General features: G+C 57.6%; 15 protein-coding genes. 9 read left to right on the forward strand and 6 right to left on the reverse strand.

Annotated elements, in window-relative coordinates; genetic code table 11:
- Nucleotides 1–136: 136 nt before the first annotated feature.
- The 3 genes from fruB to fruA are packed head-to-tail and all read left to right on the forward strand — an operon-like array spanning nucleotide 137 to nucleotide 3,910.
- A complete protein-coding gene (gene fruB / locus V6942_RS16090) occupies nucleotides 137–1,267 on the forward strand; it encodes a fused PTS fructose transporter subunit IIA/HPr protein (protein WP_106924389.1) in 1,131 nt (376 codons plus the stop codon).
- Nucleotides 1,268–2,206: a 1-phosphofructokinase gene (gene fruK / locus V6942_RS16095; protein ID WP_182930294.1), complete on the forward strand. Its 939-nt coding sequence runs from the start codon at nucleotides 1,268–1,270 to the stop codon at nucleotides 2,204–2,206.
- A gap of 15 nt (nucleotides 2,207–2,221) precedes the next feature.
- The gene (gene fruA, locus V6942_RS16100; RefSeq protein WP_106924391.1) at nucleotides 2,222–3,910 is read left to right on the forward strand and encodes a PTS fructose transporter subunit IIBC; all 1,689 of its coding nucleotides are present in this window, start codon (nucleotides 2,222–2,224) and stop codon (nucleotides 3,908–3,910) included.
- 104 nt (nucleotides 3,911–4,014) lie between these two features.
- Here fruA and nfo read toward each other — a convergent pair whose 3' ends face one another.
- Both nfo and V6942_RS16110 read right to left on the reverse strand, forming a co-directional pair.
- Nucleotides 4,015–4,872, reverse strand: a complete 858-nt coding sequence (gene nfo, locus V6942_RS16105) for a deoxyribonuclease IV (protein WP_333501483.1) — start codon at nucleotides 4,870–4,872, stop codon at nucleotides 4,015–4,017.
- Nucleotides 4,873–5,012: 140 nt separating this feature from the next.
- Complete coding sequence (locus tag V6942_RS16110) at nucleotides 5,013–6,065, reverse strand: YeiH family protein (protein ID WP_106924393.1); 1,053 nt, start codon at nucleotides 6,063–6,065, stop codon at nucleotides 5,013–5,015.
- 118 nt (nucleotides 6,066–6,183) lie between these two features.
- On the opposite strand from V6942_RS16110, the gene yieE reads away from it, so the two are divergent.
- From yieE to cirA, 3 genes are all read left to right on the forward strand, one after another.
- Complete coding sequence (gene yieE, locus V6942_RS16115; RefSeq protein WP_333501484.1) at nucleotides 6,184–7,050, forward strand: DNA-binding transcriptional regulator YeiE; 867 nt, start codon at nucleotides 6,184–6,186, stop codon at nucleotides 7,048–7,050.
- Nucleotides 7,051–7,184: 134 nt separating this feature from the next.
- The gene (locus V6942_RS16120; RefSeq protein ID WP_106924396.1) at nucleotides 7,185–8,654 is read left to right on the forward strand and encodes an amino acid permease; all 1,470 of its coding nucleotides are present in this window, start codon (nucleotides 7,185–7,187) and stop codon (nucleotides 8,652–8,654) included.
- Nucleotides 8,655–8,957: 303 nt separating this feature from the next.
- Entirely contained in the window at nucleotides 8,958–10,925 is a 1,968-nt protein-coding gene (cirA, locus tag V6942_RS16125) for a catecholate siderophore receptor CirA (RefSeq protein ID WP_106924397.1), read from the forward strand.
- A 101-nt stretch (nucleotides 10,926–11,026) separates the two neighbouring features.
- On the opposite strand, the gene V6942_RS16130 is transcribed toward cirA, so the two are convergent.
- Genes V6942_RS16130 through V6942_RS16140 form a run of 3 tightly spaced genes read right to left on the reverse strand, consistent with a single transcriptional unit; the run spans nucleotide 11,027 to nucleotide 15,316 of the window.
- Nucleotides 11,027–12,220, reverse strand: a complete 1,194-nt coding sequence (locus V6942_RS16130; protein ID WP_333501485.1) for a glycoside hydrolase family 88 protein — start codon at nucleotides 12,218–12,220, stop codon at nucleotides 11,027–11,029.
- A gap of 17 nt (nucleotides 12,221–12,237) precedes the next feature.
- Nucleotides 12,238–13,503, reverse strand: a complete 1,266-nt coding sequence (locus tag V6942_RS16135; protein WP_333501486.1) for an oligosaccharide MFS transporter — start codon at nucleotides 13,501–13,503, stop codon at nucleotides 12,238–12,240.
- A gap of 31 nt (nucleotides 13,504–13,534) precedes the next feature.
- A complete protein-coding gene (locus V6942_RS16140; RefSeq protein WP_333501487.1) occupies nucleotides 13,535–15,316 on the reverse strand; it encodes a DUF2264 domain-containing protein in 1,782 nt (593 codons plus the stop codon).
- A gap of 186 nt (nucleotides 15,317–15,502) precedes the next feature.
- On the opposite strand from V6942_RS16140, the gene V6942_RS16145 reads away from it, so the two are divergent.
- Complete coding sequence (locus V6942_RS16145) at nucleotides 15,503–16,381, forward strand: AraC family transcriptional regulator (RefSeq protein ID WP_197974893.1); 879 nt, start codon at nucleotides 15,503–15,505, stop codon at nucleotides 16,379–16,381.
- 82 nt (nucleotides 16,382–16,463) lie between these two features.
- Here the strand turns inward: V6942_RS16145 and fghA are convergent, their stop codons facing one another.
- Nucleotides 16,464–17,300, reverse strand: coding sequence for an S-formylglutathione hydrolase (gene fghA, locus V6942_RS16150; protein WP_106924400.1), 837 nt, complete (start codon nucleotides 17,298–17,300; stop codon nucleotides 16,464–16,466).
- A gap of 138 nt (nucleotides 17,301–17,438) precedes the next feature.
- Here fghA and V6942_RS16155 point away from each other — a divergent pair, with 138 nt between their 5' ends.
- Together V6942_RS16155 and folE are read left to right on the forward strand one after the other, a co-directional pair.
- Complete coding sequence (locus V6942_RS16155) at nucleotides 17,439–18,572, forward strand: YbfB/YjiJ family MFS transporter (RefSeq protein WP_182930301.1); 1,134 nt, start codon at nucleotides 17,439–17,441, stop codon at nucleotides 18,570–18,572.
- Nucleotides 18,573–18,687: 115 nt separating this feature from the next.
- Nucleotides 18,688–19,356, forward strand: a complete 669-nt coding sequence (folE, locus tag V6942_RS16160; RefSeq protein ID WP_106924401.1) for a GTP cyclohydrolase I FolE — start codon at nucleotides 18,688–18,690, stop codon at nucleotides 19,354–19,356.
- Nucleotide 19,357 lies beyond the last annotated feature (1 nt).

The following is a 19,357-nucleotide window of genomic DNA, read 5'->3' on the forward strand; positions in this document are numbered from 1 at the left end:
AGAACTTGCAGGCTGATTAAGAAAGGCACAAAATTATTGAAACGTTTCAGCGTCGTCTTCAGCATCTGTCCCGCGGAGTACGGCGATTTTGTCTCACAAAAGCTGAATCGATTCAATTCAGCGAGCGAGGGGAACCATGTTCCAGTTAACTGTTCAGGATATTCATCCCGGCCAGCAGGCCGCGAATAAAGAAGAGGCTATTCGGCAGGTTGCCGCTGCGCTGGTCAGCGCAGGCAACGTCGCTGACGGTTACGTCGCCGGCATGCTGGCGCGTGAGCAACAAACCTCCACGTTCTTGGGTAACGGCATCGCCATTCCGCACGGCACGACCGATACTCGCGATCAGGTGTTGAAAACCGGCGTTCAGGTTTATCAGTTCCCGCAGGGCGTTACCTGGGGGGAAGGGCAGACCGCCTATGTCGCCATTGGTATTGCCGCCAGCTCCGACGAGCATCTTGGCCTGCTGCGTCAGCTGACGCATGTGCTGAGCGATGACGCGGTGGCTGAACAGCTGAAAACCGCGACGACCGCCGAAGAGCTGCGTGCCCTGCTGATGGGGGAAAAACAGAGCGAAGCGCTGAAGCTGGACAACGACATGCTGTCGCTGGACGTCGCGGCAAGCGATCTGGTCACGCTGCAGGCGCTGAACGCAGCACGTTTAAAAGAAGCCGGCGCCGTCGATGCGAATTTTGTCGCGAAGGTGATCAACGATCGCCCGCTGAACCTGGGTCAGGGCATCTGGCTGAGCGACAGCGCTGAAGGCAACCTGCGCAGCGCTATCGCAGTCAGCCGTGCGGCCGAGCCGTTTACCGTTGGTGAAGCAGCGGCATCTGTGCTGATTACCGTCGCCATGACCGATGCGCAGCCAACGGCCGTGCTGAACCGTCTGGTCAACCTGCTGCTGGACAACAAAGCTGAACGTCTGCTGAAGGCTGACGCGGCCACGCTGTTAGCGTTGCTGACCAGCGATGATGCGGCGGCTGACGACGTGCTGAGCGAAGAATTTGTTATTCGTAACGAACACGGCCTGCACGCCCGCCCGGGCACCATGCTGGTCAATACCATTAAACAATTTAGCAGCGACATCACCGTCACCAACCTGGACGGCAGCGGTAAACCGGCTAACGGCCGCAGCCTGATGAAAGTGGTGGCGCTGGGTGTTAAGAAAGGTCATCGCCTGCGGTTTACCGCGCAGGGTGATGATGCTCGTCAGGCGCTGGACGCCATCGGCGAAGCCATCGCTTCAGGCCTCGGGGAGGGCGCATAAATGAGCAGAAGAGTAGCCACAATTACCTTAAACCCGGCCTATGATTTGGTAGGGTTCACGCCAGAAATCGAGCGTGGCGAAGTGAACCTGGTTCGCACCACCGGGCTGCACGCGGCGGGTAAAGGCATCAACGTGGCCAAAGTGCTGAAAGATTTGGGCATCGACGTGACCGTTGGCGGCTTCCTGGGTAAAGATAACCAGGACGGTTTTCAGCAGCTGTTCAGCGAACTGGGCATTGCCAACCGCTTCCAGGTGGTGCAGGGCCGTACGCGTATTAACGTGAAGCTGACCGAGAAAGACGGTGAGGTGACCGACTTTAACTTCTCTGGCTTTGAAGTGACGCCGGCGGACTGGGAGCGTTTCGTTAACGATTCCCTGAGCTGGCTGGGTCAGTTCGATATGGTCTGCGTCAGCGGCAGCCTGCCGGCGGGCGTTAGCCCGGAAGCGTTCACCGATTGGATGACGCGTCTGCGCAGTCAGTGCCCGTGCATCATTTTCGACAGCAGCCGTGAAGCGCTGGTGGCGGGCCTGAAAGCCGCGCCGTGGCTGGTGAAGCCAAACCGTCGCGAGCTGGAAATCTGGGCTGGCCGCAAGCTGCCTGAAATGAAAGACGTGATTGAAGCTGCCCACGCGCTGCGTGAGCAGGGCATCGCCCACGTGGTGATTTCGCTCGGCGCGGAAGGTGCGCTGTGGGTGAACGCTTCCGGCGAGTGGATTGCTAAGCCGCCTTCAATGGAAGTGGTCAGCACCGTAGGGGCGGGGGATTCGATGGTTGGCGGTCTGATTTACGGCCTGCTGATGCGCGAGTCCAGCGAGCATACCCTGCGCCTGGCGACGGCGGTTGCCGCGCTGGCGGTAAGCCAGAGCAACGTCGGGATTACCGATCGTACCCAGTTGGCCGCGATGATGGCGCGCGTCGACCTGAAACCCTTTAACTAACAGCAGGAGAGGCGTATGAAAACGCTGCTGATTATCGATGCCAAACTCGGACAGGCTCGTGCTTATATGGCGAAGACCCTGCTGGGCGCGGCGGCGCAAAAAGCGCGCCTGGAGTTAATTGATAACCCGAACGATGCTGAACTGGCGATCGTGCTGGGCTCCGCTCTGCCGGCCGACACGGCGCTGGCGGGCAAACAGGTTTATCTTGGCGACATCAACCGCGCGGTCTCTCATCCGGAGCTGTTCCTGAGCGAAGCCAAAGCCCACGCGCTGCCGTACGAAGCGCCGACGCAGGCTGAGCCGACGGCGACCGGGGCGGTCAAACGCATCGTGGCGGTAACGGCATGTCCAACCGGCGTTGCGCACACCTTTATGGCAGCAGAAGCCATTGAAACCGAAGCTAAAAAACGCGGTCTGTGGGTGAAAGTAGAAACCCGTGGCTCCGTGGGCGCGGGCAATGCTATCACGCCGGAAGAAGTTGAGCAGGCTGACCTGGTTATCGTGGCGGCGGATATCGAAGTGGATCTGGCGAAGTTTGCCGGTAAACCGATGTACCGTACAACAACCGGCCTGGCGCTGAAGAAAACGGCGCAGGAGCTGGATAAAGCGATAGTCGAGGCCAAGCCGTACCAGCCTTCAGGCCAGAGCAAAACGCCGGCCGATTCGGCGAAAAAAGAGAGCGGCGGCGGCGCTTATCGCCACCTGCTGACCGGCGTATCCTACATGCTGCCGATGGTGGTTGCGGGCGGCCTGTGTATTGCGCTGTCCTTCGCATTCGGGATCAAAGCATTTGAAGTGAAAGGGACGCTGGCCGCTGCGCTGATGCAGATTGGCGGCGGTTCAGCCTTTGCGCTGATGGTGCCGGTGCTGGCGGGCTTTATTGCCTTCTCCATTGCTGACCGTCCGGGGCTGACCCCAGGTCTCATCGGCGGTATGCTGGCGGTAAGCGGCGGCTCCGGTTTTATCGGCGGTATCATTGCCGGTTTCCTGGCCGGTTACGTGGCGAAGCTGATTAGCACCAAGCTGAAGCTGCCGCCGAGCATGGAAGCGCTGAAGCCGATCCTGATCATTCCGCTGGTTTCCAGCCTGATCGTGGGTCTGGCGATGATCTACCTGATCGGCACACCGGTCGCCGCGCTGCTGAACTGGCTGACCCACTGGTTGCAGACCATGGGCACCGCGAACGCGGTCCTGCTGGGCGCAATCCTGGGGGCGATGATGTGTACCGATATGGGTGGTCCGGTTAACAAAGCGGCATACGCTTTCGGCGTTGGCCTGCTGTCTACGCAAACCTATGCGCCGATGGCAGCCATCATGGCGGCCGGTATGGTTCCGCCGCTGGCAATGGGGATTGCAACGCTGGTTGCGCGTAACAAATTCGATAAAGGTCAACGTGAAGGGGGCAAAGCGGCGCTGGTTCTGGGTCTGTGCTTTATCTCTGAAGGGGCGATTCCGTTCGCCGCTCGTGACCCGATGCGCGTTCTGCCTTGCTGCATCGTTGGCGGCGCGGTAACCGGCGCTATCTCGATGCTGGTTGGCGCGAAACTGATGGCACCGCACGGTGGTCTGTTTGTGCTGCTGATTCCTGGCGCGATCACGCCGGTGCTGGGCTATCTGGTGGCGATTGTCGTCGGTACGCTGGTGGCGGGCCTGTCTTACGCGGTGCTGAAGCGCCCGGAAGGTGAGGTCGCGGCGAAAGCGTAAGCGTTCGAAAAACGTGAAAAAGGGCCGAGGATTCGGCCCTTTTTTTATACCTGATGGCGGCTGCGACTACCCGTAGGCCCGGTAAATGTGACGCCACCGGGCAATCAGGCGGCGGCAGACTCGGTCTGCTGTGCCTTCAGCCAGGCAATCTCTTCTGCCCAGATATCCGGGTTGATGGTTTCCAGAATCAGCGGGATACCGTCAAAACGGTTGTCCTGCATGATAAAGCGGAACGCATCGTGGCCGATGTTACCTTCACCCAGGCTATGGTGGCGGTCAACGCGGCTACCAAATTCACTTTTGGCATCATTCAGGTGCATACCGCGCAGATAGTTAAAACCGACAGTGCGCTCGAACTCAGCGAATGTTTCCGCGCAGGCCTCGGGGGTGCGCAGGTCGTAACCGGCGGCAAATGCGTGGCAGGTGTCGATGCAGACGCCAACGCGGGATTTATCCTCTACGCCATCGATGATGGCGGCCAGATGTTCAAACTTAAAGCCGAGGTTGCTGCCCTGACCGGCGGTGTTCTCAATGACTGCCGTCACGCCTTCGGTCTGCGCCAGCGCGATATTGATAGATTCGGCAATGCGCGCCAGACATTTATCTTCATCAATTTGCAGCAGATGGCTGCCGGGATGGAAGTTCAGCAACGTCAGCCCCAGCTGCTGACAGCGCGTCAGCTCATCAATGAAGGCCTCGCGTGATTTCTCCAGCGCCTCTTCAACCGGGTGGCCAAGGTTAATCAGATAGCTGTCGTGTGGCAAAATTTGCGCCGGGGCGTAGTGGTATTTTTCACAGGCGGCTTTGAAGTCGTCGATAACCTCGGGGGTCAGCGGCGCGGCGCGCCACTGGCGCTGATTTTTGGTGAACAGGGCGAAGGCGGTGGCTTCGATTTCAGCGGCCCGAATTGCGGCGTTTGCCAGGCCGCCAGCGGCGCTGACGTGCGCTCCGATGTATTTCATCATGGGTTCCCTAAAGAGTTCGAGTTGCAGGAAGGTGGCAAGAGACAACGACGCGTCTGCAACTTGAAATATGACGAGAAAAACCCGCCATACTCAAAAGGGGTGAGTATAGCGGGTTAAGCGGGGAGCGTCGTGTTCGATTATGCCATCACGCTATGGATAGCGAGGTTAATCGCGCCGCCGCCAACAATCAGCCAGATAAACAGCACCAACGCCATCAGCAGCGGTTTTGCACCGGCTTTTTTCAGCGCGCTGACGTGGGTGGTGACACCCAGAGCCGCCATCGCCATCGCCAGCATGACGGTGTCGAGCGTAATCAGCATTTGCACCAGGCTTTCCGGCAGCAGGTGGAACGAGTTGAAAATCGCCACCACGATAAACAGAATGGCAAACCACGGAATGGTGATTTTACTTTTCTGCTCGGCGTTCGCCGGGGCCAGCTGTTTAACGCGTGCGGCCATAAACAGCAGGAACGGAGCCAGCATCATGACGCGCAGCATTTTGGCGATAACTGCCGCATTTTCAGCGTCCGGGTTGATAGCATGACCGGCCGCGACCACCTGAGCAACTTCGTGCATGGTGGAGCCAATATAAATGCCGTAGGTTTCCGGGCTAAACCAGTGCGCCAGCAGCGGATACATCGCCGGGTAGAGGAAAATCGCCAGCGTACCAAAAATGACTACCGTCGCGACGGCGACCGTGACTTTGCTGGCCTCGGCTTTGACGACCGGCTCGGTCGCCAGCACCGCGGCGGCACCACAGATACTGCTCCCTGCGCCGATAAGCCAGCTGGTCTGTTTATCCAGGCCAAAGACCTTCTGCCCTAACCAACAGGCGATAAAGAAAGTGCTGGAAAGCGTCAGTACGTCAATGATGATGCCGCTGACGCCGACGTCAGCAATCTGCGAGAACGTCAGGCGAAAGCCGTACAAAATAATCCCCAGACGCAGCAGGTGCTGCTTGGCAAAGAGCACGCCCCCGTCGCAGGACTGCCAGATTTTTGGGTAGACGGTGTTACCTATGACCATCCCAAACAGAATAGCCAGCGTCAGGGCGCTCATCCCCGCACCGGCGATAGCCGGCACGCTGCCTGCCCAGATTGCCGCGCCGGTGATGACGGCGCTGAGCGCAAGCCCAGGGATAAAGTGTGTGATACTACGATGATGGTGTGTCTGTAAGGTGACTTGTGTCATAACCCTCTCCTTTGTCTGGTAAAAAGGTTACGCCCGAGTGGTTTAAAAATAAAATTGATTATATATTTATAATTAATCGTAATAACTGGTAAGGGCGGCTCTGACGGGCCGGGAAACTATGCATATCACGCTACGACAGCTCGAAGTTTTTGCAGAAGTGCTGAAAAGCGGGTCCACCACCCAGGCTTCGCAGATGCTGGCGCTGTCACAATCGGCAGTCAGCGCGGCCTTGACTGACCTGGAAGGTCAGCTCGGGGTTCAGCTTTTCGATCGGGTTGGTAAACGACTGGTGGTGAATGAGCACGGGCGTCTGCTGTATCCGCGTGCGCTGGCGCTGCTGGAGCAGGCGGGCGAAATTGAACAGCTGTTTCGCGAAGATAACGGGGCGATTCGCGTCTATGCCAGCAGTACGATCGGCAATTACATCCTGCCGGGGGTGATTGCCCGCTACCGCAAAGATTTTCCCACGCTGCCGTTGGAGCTGAGCGTCGGTAATAGTCAGGACGTGATCAACGCGGTGGCCGATTTCCGCGTCGATATCGGTTTGATTGAAGGGCCTTGCCATTCGGCGGATATCATCGCCGAGCCGTGGCTGGAAGATGAACTGGTAGTATTTTCAGCGCCGCACAGCGCCTGGCTGCTGGGCGAAATCACGCTCGATAAGCTGGCGATGGCGCCGTGGATCCTGCGTGAGAAGGGTTCCGGTACGCGCGAAATTGTCGACTACCTGCTGCTTTCGCATCTGCCGCAGTTCCAGATGGGGATGGAGCTGGGGAATTCCGAAGCTATCAAGCACGCGGTGCGTCACGACCTAGGCATTAGCTGCCTTTCACGCCGGGTGATTGCCGAGCAGCTGGCGGCAGGTACGCTGGTCGAGGTGCCCGTTCCGCTGCCGACGTTGAGCCGCACGCTGTGGCGTATTCATCATCGGCAGAAGCACCTGTCGAATGCCCTGCGGCGTTTTCTGCACTACTGCGATAGTTAAAAACACCATCGGATGCTTTACTTATAATAAGAGAGCAATCATGAAGGTCTCTTATAACAGCGCATTTCTACCGTGATCTGCCGGCTTCGTCTGCTACAATCGCGCCTCATTTTTTGGATGGATAGCATTTTCACATGGGTTCCGAAACAAAAACCACACAAGCGCCCGCGCTACGCCGCGAACTCAAGGCGCGTCACCTGACGATGATCGCCATTGGCGGATCTATCGGTACAGGCCTGTTTGTTGCGTCCGGCGCAACCATTTCTCAGGCGGGCCCGGGCGGCGCGCTGTTTTCCTATATTCTGATTGGCCTGATGGTGTACTTCCTGATGACCAGTCTGGGCGAGCTGGCGGCGTATATGCCGGTATCCGGCTCCTTCGCGACCTACGGTCAGAACTATGTGGAAGAGGGCTTCGGCTTCGCGCTGGGCTGGAACTACTGGTACAACTGGGCGGTGACCATTGCCGTCGACCTTGTGGCCGCACAGCTGGTCATGAGCTGGTGGTTCCCGGACACGCCGGGCTGGATCTGGAGCGCGATGTTCCTGTGCGTCATCTTCCTGCTGAACTACATCTCGGTGAAAGGCTTCGGTGAAGCGGAATACTGGTTCTCGCTGATTAAAGTTGCCACCGTTATCATCTTCATCATCGTCGGTATCATGATGATCCTCGGCATCTTCAAGGGCGCGCAGCCGGTCGGCTGGAGCAACTGGACAACCGGCGATGCGCCGTTTGCCGGTGGTTTGTCGGCAATGATTGGCGTGGCGATGATCGTCGGTTTCTCCTTCCAGGGAACCGAGCTGATTGGTATCGCGGCGGGTGAATCTGAAGATCCGGAGAAGAACATTCCGCGCGCGGTGCGTCAGGTGTTCTGGCGTATCCTGCTGTTCTACGTGTTTGCGATTCTGATTATCAGCCTGATTATTCCGTACACCGATCCCAGCCTGCTGCGTAACGACGTGAAAGATATTTCCGTCAGCCCGTTCACCCTGGTGTTCGAGCACGCGGGCCTGCTGTCTGCGGCGGCTATTATGAACGCGGTTATTCTGACGGCGGTGCTCTCGGCGGGTAACTCCGGGATGTATGCCTCTACCCGTATGCTGTACACCCTGGCCTGCGATGGCAAAGCGCCGCGTATCTTCGCTAAGCTGTCCCGTGGCGGTGTGCCGCGCAACGCGCTGTATGCCACTACCGTGATTGCCGGGCTTTGCTTCCTGACCTCAATGTTTGGTAACCAGACCGTGTACCTGTGGCTGCTGAACACCTCCGGGATGACCGGCTTTATTGCCTGGCTGGGGATTGCGATTAGCCATTATCGCTTCCGTCGCGGTTACGTGATGCAGGGGCACGATATTAATAACCTGCCGTACCGTTCCGGGTTCTTCCCGCTGGGGCCGATCTTTGCCTTCGTGCTGTGCCTGATCATTACCCTGGGTCAGAACTATGAAGCGTTCCTCGCCGACACCATCGACTGGGGCGGCGTGGCGGCAACCTATATCGGTATCCCGCTGTTCCTGGTCATCTGGTTTGGTTATAAGCTGAGCCGCGGGACGCACTTTGTCCGCTACAGCGAAATGCACTTCCCGGAACGCTTTAAGCAGTAACGCGAGTGAGCGACCTGATTGCCAATAAAGCCTCTCTTCGGAGAGGCTTTTTTATGCCTGAATGTTTATTAATTGTTACTTCTTGACATAACTTTAAATAACCTTAATTGATAATCGTTATCATTACCTTTATCATCACAACCCATACAAAAAGATGAAGCCACTTCCTTTTCTCGGTGAGATAAATGCCGAAGGACCAGCCACATCTGCATAAAAAAACAGGCCGCCGGTCAGCGGCATTAAGCAGCATTTGTGAGCAAGACCCTTTGTTTTAATTGAGTATTCACCTCATGGAGAATGGAAATGTTTAGGTTAAACCCCATCGTTCGGGGCGGGCTGTGCGCGTCCGTCATGTCCCTGGCGCTGCCGGTGTGCGCGGCAGAGGATAATGAAATCATGGTCGTGACGGCGGCCGCCACCGAGCAAAGCGTAAAGGATGCCCCCGCCAGTATCAGCGTTATTACCCAGCAGGATTTGCAGCGTAAACCGGTGCAGAACCTGAAAGATGTGCTGAAAGAAGTGCCGGGCGTTCAGCTTACCAATGAGGGGGATAACCGTAAGGGCGTCAGCATTCGTGGGCTGAGCAGCAGCTATACCCTGATCCTGATTGACGGCAAGCGCGTGAATTCACGTAACGCCGTCTTCCGCCATAACGACTTTGACCTGAACTGGATCCCGGTTGACGCCATTGAACGCATTGAAGTGGTGCGCGGGCCGATGTCCTCGCTGTACGGCTCCGACGCCTTGGGCGGGGTGGTCAATATCATCACGAAAAAGATCGGTACGAAGTGGACGGGAACGCTCACTGCCGATACGACAATTCAGGAACATCGCGACCGCGGCGATACCTGGAATGGTCAGTTCTTTACCTCCGGCCCGCTGGTGGACGGCGTACTGGGCGTGAAGGCGTTCGGCAGCCTGTCAAAACGTGAGAAGGACGATCAGCAGGCTTCTCGCTCCAGCACCACCGGCGAAACGCCGCGTATTGAGGGCTACACCAGCCGCGACGGCAACGTCGAATTCGCCTGGACGCCGAATGAAAACAACGATATTACCGCCGGGTATGGTTTTGATCGCCAGGATCGTGAGTCTGACTCGCTCGACCGTAACCGTCTGGAACGTCAGAACTACTCGTTGAGCCACAACGGCCGCTGGGATATCGGCAACAGCGAGCTGAAGTACTACGGCGAGAAAGTCGTTAATAAGAACCCGGGCAACACCAGTGAAATTACCTCAGAAAGCAATGCCATCGACGGCAAATACGTGCTGCCGCTGGGCGTGATTAACCAACTGGTCACCTTCGGCGGCGAATGGCGCTACGATAAGCTGACCGATCCGGTCAATCTGACGGGAAGCACCAGTACGAAAACTTCTGCTAGCCAGTACGCGCTGTTCCTTGAGGATGAATGGCGGATTTTTGAACCGCTGGCGCTGACGACCGGGATCCGTATGGATGACCATGAAACCTATGGCGATCACTGGAGCCCGCGCGCGTATCTGGTGTATAACGCCACCGATACGCTGACGGTAAAAGGGGGCTGGGCGACCGCGTTTAAAGCGCCATCGTTGCTTCAGCTAAGCCCGGACTGGACCTCTAATTCCTGCCGCGGCAGCTGCCGTATTGTCGGCAGCCCGGACCTGAAGCCGGAAACCAGCGAAAGCTTTGAAATCGGTCTTTACTACCAGGGGGATGAAGGCTGGCTGGACGGCGTGCAGGGAAGTGTGACCACTTTCCAGAATGATATCGACGATATGATAAGCGTTAACCGTACAAGTGATAAAAACGCTGCGCCGGGTTATCCGAACTTTGTCGGTTTTAAAAATGGCGTACCGGTGTTTGCGTACTACAACGTGAATAAAGCGCGTATTCGTGGGGTGGAAACCGAGCTGAAAGTGCCGTTTGGCGAGCAGTGGAAAATGACGCTGAACTACACCTACAACGACGGTCGCGATCTGAGCAACGGTGACGATAAACCGCTACAGGAGCTGCCGTTCCACACGGGTAACGGGCGCGTTGACTGGACGCCGCTACAGGACTGGTCGTTCTATCTGGCGGCGAGCTACACCGGCAAGCAGCGTGCGGTAAGCAGTACGTCGAAAACGCCGGGCGGCTATACCACCTGGGATCTCGGCGGAGCATGGCAGGCGACGAAAAACGTGAAGCTGCGTGCGGGCGTGCTTAACCTTGGGGATAAGGATCTGTCGCGTGACGACTACAGCTATAACGAGGACGGACGCCGGTACTTTATGGCGGTAGATTACCGCTTCTAAAGCGTCATCATAGTGGTGCCGGGTGGCGCAGGCGCTTACCCGGCCGACAATGTTACGCAAACGCGTAGGCCCGATGTGCGTAGCGCCATCGGGCTGTTTGATTACCAGTAGCTGCGCCAGTTCTGTACCGCGCGCGTTATCGCTTCCATCAGGAAGTAATCCCCCCAACTACAGCACTCGTTCACCCCAATGCCGCCTTTGAAGTAGTACACCGAATGCTTCAGCAGACCCTGACCTGGGGTATGTTCACGGTTAACGTATTCATCGATCATGCGATTAATCATGCGCAGCGCCAGGGTTTCGTAGCTCTCTTTATCCGGATGCGTGGCCGGCAGATGTTTCACCAGCTCAAGCAGCGCGCAGGCGACAATCGCTGCCGCCGAGCTATCGCGTTCGCTGGCGGGATCGGTGAGCGCCAGATCCCAGTAGCAGATCAGATCCTCCGGCAGGCGATTCAGGTAGTAATTTGCCAGCGTCTGGCTGAGCGCCAGCAGGCGATCGTCGCCGGTGTGCAGATAGTTCAGCAGAAAACCGTACACGCCCCACGCCTGGCCGCGTGCCCAGCATGAATCGTCGGAGAAGCCCTGATGCGTATTGCCAAAGCGCGGCTCGCCGGTTTCGACATCCATATACCAGGTATGGAAGGTAGAACCATCTTCACGCACGATGTAGCGGCGCGCGCGATCGATATGCTGTTTGGCTGCGTTGGCATAGCGCGGATCGCCGCTGGCGCGCGTGGCTTCATACAGCAACGGTAGGTTCATATTGCAGTCGATGATCATGCGCCCCTGTTGTTCAGGATTGTTCAGCTCGCCCCATGCCTGAATGATCCCGGCCTTTTCGTTATAGCGCTCCATCAGCGCATCGGCGGCCAGCAGCGCGATATAACCCGCTTCGCGGTTGCCGGTCACCCGTTGCCCCGCCACGCATGAAAGGCTGTAGAGAAAGCCCAGATCGTGGTGGTTAGTATGATCGCGGTTGATGATCCGCTGGCCGAACGAGTGAATATGCTGTTCTGCCAGCGAGCGGTAGCGCGGCTGTCCGGTCCACTCGTAGGCCAGCCACAGCTGCCCGGTCCAGAAGCTGGTGGTCCACTCAATATTGTCGATGATGGGGTAGACCCCTTTTTCACAGGCTGCATCGGGGAAGCGCTGGCCAAAATAGTGCGCGTTGCTGTCAATTGCCGCCAGCAGTGTGGGCATTATCCCGCGAATTTTTTGGCTTAGTGCGTCGCGTTCACCAGGCTGAAGCCGACAGCGGGTAAGCGGTTCTTTATTGATCATTTCAGACGTCATGCGGTCATTTTCCCGTATTAATTAAGTGCTTGATGTTTGATTTCCTGACCTACAGCGCTCTTTTTGTGGCTGTAGCAGGCTGAAAGGGTGAGGGCCGAAACGCCGGTAAAGACCAGGGCGATAATGCCCATAATCAGATAGGTATGCTCAAAGCCGATGGTCTGGTAGGCGTAGCCCGCCGGTGGCGCAACGACGATGGAACCGACGTAAATCATCGCCTGGTAGCCCAGCAGGTACATGGTGGCGTTCACGCGTTTATCGAAATGCTCGGCGATATACTTAAAGACCGACACCAGAATCAGCGCGATTTCAATACCGTACAGCGGTTTCACCAGGCAGATAATCAGCGGATCGTTGGTCAGGCCGGAGATAATAAGACGCACGCTGATGACCAGCCCGGTGAGCAGCATTCCCTGTTTAGCGCCAATGCGGTTAACTATCGCCGGCACCAGCATCATGCCGAAGAATTCGGCGGCGGACTGGGCGGTACTCATGTAGCCGAACATCGCGTTGCCTTCTTCTTTGGTGGCAAAGAAGGTGACGAAGTAGCGCGAGAACTGCTGCTCGGCGATGAACATCATCCACGCCACGCCCGCGATATAGAGTGCAAACATCCAGAACTTACGGTTCGCCAACAGGTGCAGTACATCCGTAATCACAATCTTGTCTTTTGACAGGACGCTGTTCTCTTCCTGGCCGAAGTGGTCCACCTTCAGCGTCAGCAGCACGGCAAACATACACAGCGCCGATACGCTGCTGATGGCAAAGTTGATTTTCGGCGAAATGTTATACAGGAAGCCGGAAAATGACGACGCGGTGGCCCAGCCGAGCGCCGCCCACATGCGGATGCGGCCGAACTCCATATTGTAGAGGCGGCTGAAGCGGTCAACGTAGGACTCTTCTGCCGCGACCCCCGCGTACCAGCCGAGGCTGAAGAACAGCGCGCCGACGATCATCCCGCTAATAAAATGACTTTGCAGCAGCGGCAGGTAGATCCAGATGTAAAAGGGCGCCATCAGCGCAGAGACGATGCAGACAAAATAGAGCAGGTGCTTCTTCATGCCGATTTTGTCCATGATGAAGCCGTATACCGGCTTGATGACCACCGCGAAGACGCCGTTCACCGCAAAAACGGTGCCAATGTCTACGGCGTCCAGCCCGGCCTTGTCGCCGAGCCAGATGGCGTACAGGCCGAAGCTGGCCGCCCAGGTAAAGGTAAAAAGAAAAACAAACAGACTTAGCTTGATGTATGCCGAACGAGTCGACTGAATGGGTGTAGTCATAACGGTCTCCGCCGCGAATCAGAGGTCAGGGTTATTTCAACGTGAGCGTTTTGCCGTTCACGGTTAACTGCGAGGTAGCAAGGTCAAAAGTCAGATCATCGGGCATGGGGCGTACCGCGCCTGGGTCGGCGCTGACGTAGCAGGCCAGCCAGCCGGTGCCCGCTTCCAGCTGTGTGGTCAAGCAGGGAATATCGGCCGGTGCCGCAAACAGCAGGTTGCTGTTGGGTGGGGTCGTTACGGTACTTGCACGGCGATTGCCGCACAGATTGACCAGCCGGCTGTAGTCATGGCGCGTTTCCAGCGTTACCGCATCGCCGTAGCAAAGACGGCTGCGCAGGTGGTGGTGATTGACGGCGAATCCCCCCTCAACGCATTGCAGATTTCGAGGTGTCGTGATGCGGTGAACGCGAATGTGACCGTTTTCCTGCGCCATCAGCCAACTGGTGACGATAACGTCAGGCCATGGTCGCCATTCGCTGCGCACCCAGTCCCCGGTGACTTCCGCGCTGTCGCATGCGCGGCGGCCGCGATAGTAGTCGTCTCCTGCGCTGAACAGCAGCATCGAATCCACCGCGGCGTGGTTGAGCCCGTAGCGTCCGCGCTCCAGAGTGAAGCCGAAGTGGCTGGAATAGGCGAATTTGCTGTACTTCTGCTCGAAGTTCACAAAGTTATTTTTGTCGAACTGACCGGACATGAGCATCCACGCGTGGCGGCCGCCGTCGCTGTGCACCACAATTTGCCCGGCCTCCGGGATAGGGTGGTGCACGTCAAGTGCGGGCATCGGCTCACATTCCGCGCGCCAGAATCGACTCTCCTCCGGCAGAGCCAGAATCAGCATGGCTTTCAGCGCCCAGTAGGGGGAACCGGGGCTGTTATAATCTTCGGCCATAATCAGATTCGGGTAGGCGTAGCCAATCGAAAACAGCCCGTCGGCGCCGATAAACGGCTGCGTCTGCCAGTAATCCAGGTGACGTAGAATCAATCCCTTGACCACGCCGGGCGTAAAAACATCCAGTTCGGTAAAGGCGACGGCGCTCCAGAAGGCGACCTGGACAAACCGATAGGTCAAGCTGCGACCGAAGGGAATGGCCGCACCGTCGGTGGTGAAGTAGTAACGGTAGTCCTGCGCAAAGCGCTGGGCGCGCTGACGATAGCGCAGGCAGCGCTCCGGGTCGACATCCTGCATAAAGTGGCTGTAGATGAGGCCGTAGAAGTGAAACGCGCTGGAAATGTAGTAGTCGCGCGGCTTACCGTGGCCGTCGCAGTACCAGCCGTTGCCGAGCCAGAAGGGTTCGATGGCGTCGAGATGACGGTTGATCACCGCCATATCATAGCCGCGCCCGACGCATTTGAGTCCCAGTTGAATCAATACCGGGAAAAAGTGCCAGTTGTTATCCGGCACGGCGACCTCGGCGCTTTGGCTCAGCCAGCGAACCAGATTGTCCTGTTCTGTGGCAGACAGCGCCTGCCATAGCCCGCTGTCCGGCAGCGCCAGCCCGAGACCGAATGCCGCCATCTCGACGCAGCGCTGGTCGTTGTCACCAACATCGCCCCAGTATCCGGGGTGCTGCGGATCGCAGCCGTGACGGACGCCGGTCACCAATTGCGCATACCATGGCGGCGTCGTACCGCCGCTAACCAGCGGAAATGCTCCCCACAGCAGACGAATAACTCCCTCCATACCGGCCACCGTGTCCGGATACTGGGCGGCGGTGTCGCCGGCATGAAGGCGCGTGCAGTCGGCCGACAGATGGGGAACTGCCGCCGCAATCCAACCCTGTAGTAACGCACTGTATTCTTGTTTCGTCCGCATAGTGAAATCCCGTTTCAGTCTGTTGATGGCGGACGAATAATAGGAATTTGCGACGGGCAACAAATGTGATAGTGCTCGTACTTTTGCGTACGTCAGGTAATTTAAAATAATTTTTGGCGTATTTTGCCGTGGAAGTTTTATTCCGATGATGAAAGTTTAAGTTTATTAACATACGAGGCGGACGCGGTGGCACATTCCCGGCAAACGGAAGACACAACCTGGCTTGAACAGATACATCTCAACGATAAGTCTATTTATTTCAATCGTATGCAGAATATGCCCGCCAACTACTACCATTGGCACCAGTGTGCGGAAATTCTCTGCGTATCGCGCGGGGTGGGGATCGCGCTATTGGAACATCAGCAGTACACGGTGAAACCGGGGCGTTTATTTATTTTCCCGCCCGGTAAGCTACATAAGGTGTACGTCGAGCAGGACGAGCGCAACGTCTACCATCGGACGACCCTTCACTTTAACCCGCTGCTGCTGGAGCCGTGGTTGCGCGATTTTCCCCGCCAGCAGATGCTGTTGCGCCAGCTGTGCGGGCGAGGTGAGAAGGCGCGGGTGTTCGATGTCGGCGACCTGCACCCGGTGATTGAAACGCTGCTACAGCGCTTTGAAACGTTGACTCAGGATGCCAGCTGGAGCACCAGCGACAGCGCCTTTCTGATCATGCAGCTGATTAGCCTGTTGCCACAGCAGGAGCAAGCGGCCGGGCATAATACCTTCTCGTCGACAATCATCCGCTGGTTGGAAAACCACTACCACGAGCGCTGTTCGCTGGAGGACATCGCAGCGGTGATGGGGTGCTCACGCGGGCACACTTCCCGGCGTTTTCACGATGAAACCGGCGGAACTATCCAGGCGTATTTAATGATGCGGCGTATTCGCCAGGCCTGCGAGTTATTGCTGCATTCACAGCATTCGGTGCGGGATATTGCCGAACGGGTCGGTTTCACCGAGTACGCGTGGTTTATTACCTGCTTTCGCAAGAATATGGGCAAAACGCCGTTGCAGTACCGCAAGGCGTATCCGTATACGTTGCCGGAAATGGAAGCGATGTGATTGGGGGATGATCTGTAGGCCTGATAAGCGCAGCGCCATCAGGCAGGCATTGCCGGATGGCGGCGCGAGCACCTTATCCGGCCTACTTGAAGAGGTGTTCGGCGTGGAAGCGCAGGTGATCTTCAATAAACGAAGCAATAAAGTAATAGCTGTGGTCGTAACCCGGCTGAATGCGTAGGGTCAGCGGCCAGTCTTTCTGCCGCGCGGCTTCGGCAAAGACCGCAGGCTGCAGTTGATCGGCGAGGAATTGATCGTTATCGCCCTGATCAATCAACATCGGGATGGCATGTTCTACCTGGCTTGCCAGCAGCAGCTCGGTGCTGTCCCATTCTTTCCAGCGAGTAACGTCATCCCCCAGATAGGCATTAAACGCTTTCTGCCCCCACGGTACCCGGCACGGGTTGACGATCGGCGCAAAGGCCGACGCGCTACAGTATTTACCTGGGTTCTTCAGCGCCAGCATGAGCGCACCGTGGCCGCCCATGGAATGGCCGCTGATGGCGCAGCGATCGCTGACGTTAAACTGCGCCTGAATCAGCGCCGGCAGCTCGTCGCGCAGGTAATCGTACATGCGGAAGTGGGCCGCCCAGGGGGCTTCGCTGGCGTTGAGATAAAAACCGGCGCCCTGGCCCAGATCGTAGCCCGGATCGTTGGCTACGCCTTCGCCGCGTGGGCTGGTATCCGGCATCACCAGAACAATACCCAGCTCGGCGGCGATGCGCTGCGCGCCCGCTTTGGTGGTGAAGTTCTCATCGTTGCAGGTCAGGCCGGACAGCCAGTACAGCACCGGCGGCGGCGTCTTTTTTCCTTCTGGCGGCAAAAACAGACTCAACGTCATCGGGCAGTTCAGCGTGGTGGAATGGTGCTGCCAGCGCTGCTGCCAGCCGCCATAACAGCGGTGCTCTTCAAGCATTTCCATGCGGGCTCCTCGCGGTTTTGGTCAGAATTAATAATGTCATCATACAGATAATTCATCGTCGGTGAGTAACTTTCACTTCCGCACATGCTTCACATGTTGCATCATAAAGATAACTTTAATTTTACATTTGAGGCGTTCATGCCGGTACGAATTGCGCTCAGCGGCTTTCTGGTGCTGGTGACGACGGTGGGGATAGGGCGTTTTGCCTTTACGCCTCAGGTGCCGCTGATGATTGCCGAAGGCCAGCTGACGCTGACCAGCGCCGGGCTGGTGGCGGCGTTGAACTATCTGGGCTATCTGGTCGGGGCCTGGGATGCGATGCGCGCCGGTCGCGGCGTTGAAGCGCGGCTGTATCTGGGCATTATTGGCGCTGTCGCGCTGACCTTTTTCTCCGCGCTGGCGGATAACGCCTGGTTACACGGTGCGCTGCGCTTTGTCATCGGCTGCATGAGCGGCTGGGGGATGGTGCTAACGGCAGCGTGGGTCAATGAACGGCTGGCGCATTACGCCCGGCCGGGGCTCAGCGCGGCGGTGTTTGCCGGGCCGGGGGCCGGGATCGCCATCAGCGGGCTGCTCGGCGTCTTTATTCACGCCCAGTCGCTGAGCGCCGCTGCGGGCTGGCAGCTCTATGGCGTGCTGGCGCTGCTGCTGGTGGTCATGGTCGCGCGCTGGCTTCCGCGTCCCGGTGAGCTGCATCGCAGCGGCGAGCAGCCGCCACCCCTGACGCTCACGACGCCTTTACGGCGGCTGGTCTGGAGCTACAGCCTGGCCGGTTTCGGCTATATTTTACCTGCAACGTTCTTGTCACAACTGGCCAGCCAGCGTTTTCCAGACAGTCTGTTTGCCCAGTTTATCTGGCCGGTTTTTGGGCTGGCGGGGGCGACGGGAATTGCGCTGAGCATTGCGATGCGCCGCTTTGGCCACAGCCATCAGCGGTTGGCCATCGTCTTGTGGCTACAGGGGGCGGGTGTGCTCGCTGCCTGGCTGCTGCCGGGAATGAGCGGCCTGGTCGTCGGCGCGCTGCTGGTTGGCGGCGGCTTCCTGGCGGCGGTTCAGCTGTCGCTGCTGTTCGGGCGGGAGCTGGCTCCGCATCATACGCGTTATATGGCCGGGCTCTTAACCACCGGCTACGCCATTGGTCAACTGGTGGGGCCGATGACGTCGGCGCTCTCAACCTGGCTGACGCAGCGCCTGGAACCGGCGCTGGGCATCGCCGCCGTGGCCCTGCTGATTGGCGGGATGCTGGTCTGGCGTCCGCAGCCCGAAAGATAAGAACGATTGCAATAATTATCGCGCCGAAGACTGGATTCTGTGCGTCGCCTCACGCACAATGAGTGCAAACTTTGCACCAATAAAAGCAAAGCGCCACACCTGCAGGAGAAACACTATGTCATCACTAAGTAAAGAAGCGGTCCTGGTCCACGAAGCGCTGGTCGCCCGTGGTCTGGAAACCCCGCTGCGCCCACCGGTGCGCGAAATGGATAATGAAACCCGTAAGCGCCTGATTGCTGGACATATGACTGAGATCATGCAGCTGCTGAATCTCGATCTGAGTGATGACAGCCTGATGGAAACGCCGCATCGCATAGCAAAAATGTATGTAAACGAAATTTTCTCGGGCCTCGATTACGCGAATTTCCCGAAAATTACCGTCATTGAGAACAAAATGAAGGTCGATGAAATGGTGACGGTGCGCGATATCACCCTGACCAGTACCTGCGAACACCATTTTGTCACCATTGACGGTAAAGCGACCGTGGCCTATATCCCGAAAGATTCGGTGATCGGTTTGTCGAAAATCAACCGCATTGTGCAGTTCTTTGCCCAGCGCCCTCAGGTGCAGGAGCGTTTGACGCAGCAAATTCTGACCGCGCTGCAAACGCTGCTTGGCACCAACAACGTGGCGGTGTCCATCGATGCGGTGCACTACTGCGTGAAGGCGCGCGGTATTCGTGATGCGACCAGTGCCACCACCACGACATCACTCGGCGGCCTGTTCAAGTCCAGCCAGAATACCCGCCAGGAGTTCTTGCGCGCGGTGCGTCACCACAACTAAT

Source organism: Kluyvera genomosp. 2, from assembly GCF_036759865.1.
GTDB lineage: Bacteria > Pseudomonadota > Gammaproteobacteria > Enterobacterales > Enterobacteriaceae > Kluyvera > Kluyvera ascorbata_B.

Excerpts from the sequence above, each read along its gene's own strand:
- fruB (WP_106924389.1), top strand. The coding sequence starts at position 137 with ATGTTCCAGTTAACTGTTCAGGATATTCATCCCGGCCAGCAGGCCGCG.
- fruK (WP_182930294.1), top strand. The coding sequence starts at position 1,268 with ATGAGCAGAAGAGTAGCCACAATTACCTTAAACCCGGCCTATGATTTG.
- fruA (WP_106924391.1), top strand. The coding sequence starts at position 2,222 with ATGAAAACGCTGCTGATTATCGATGCCAAACTCGGACAGGCTCGTGCT.
- nfo (WP_333501483.1), bottom strand. The coding sequence starts at position 4,872 with ATGAAATACATCGGAGCGCACGTCAGCGCCGCTGGCGGCCTGGCAAAC.
- V6942_RS16110 (WP_106924393.1), bottom strand. The coding sequence starts at position 6,065 with ATGACACAAGTCACCTTACAGACACACCATCATCGTAGTATCACACAC.
- yieE (WP_333501484.1), top strand. The coding sequence starts at position 6,184 with ATGCATATCACGCTACGACAGCTCGAAGTTTTTGCAGAAGTGCTGAAA.
- V6942_RS16120 (WP_106924396.1), top strand. The coding sequence starts at position 7,185 with ATGGGTTCCGAAACAAAAACCACACAAGCGCCCGCGCTACGCCGCGAA.
- cirA (WP_106924397.1), top strand. The coding sequence starts at position 8,958 with ATGTTTAGGTTAAACCCCATCGTTCGGGGCGGGCTGTGCGCGTCCGTC.
- V6942_RS16130 (WP_333501485.1), bottom strand. The coding sequence starts at position 12,220 with ATGACGTCTGAAATGATCAATAAAGAACCGCTTACCCGCTGTCGGCTT.
- V6942_RS16135 (WP_333501486.1), bottom strand. The coding sequence starts at position 13,503 with ATGACTACACCCATTCAGTCGACTCGTTCGGCATACATCAAGCTAAGT.
- V6942_RS16140 (WP_333501487.1), bottom strand. The coding sequence starts at position 15,316 with ATGCGGACGAAACAAGAATACAGTGCGTTACTACAGGGTTGGATTGCG.
- fghA (WP_106924400.1), bottom strand. The coding sequence starts at position 17,300 with ATGGAAATGCTTGAAGAGCACCGCTGTTATGGCGGCTGGCAGCAGCGC.
- V6942_RS16155 (WP_182930301.1), top strand. The coding sequence starts at position 17,439 with ATGCCGGTACGAATTGCGCTCAGCGGCTTTCTGGTGCTGGTGACGACG.
- folE (WP_106924401.1), top strand. The coding sequence starts at position 18,688 with ATGTCATCACTAAGTAAAGAAGCGGTCCTGGTCCACGAAGCGCTGGTC.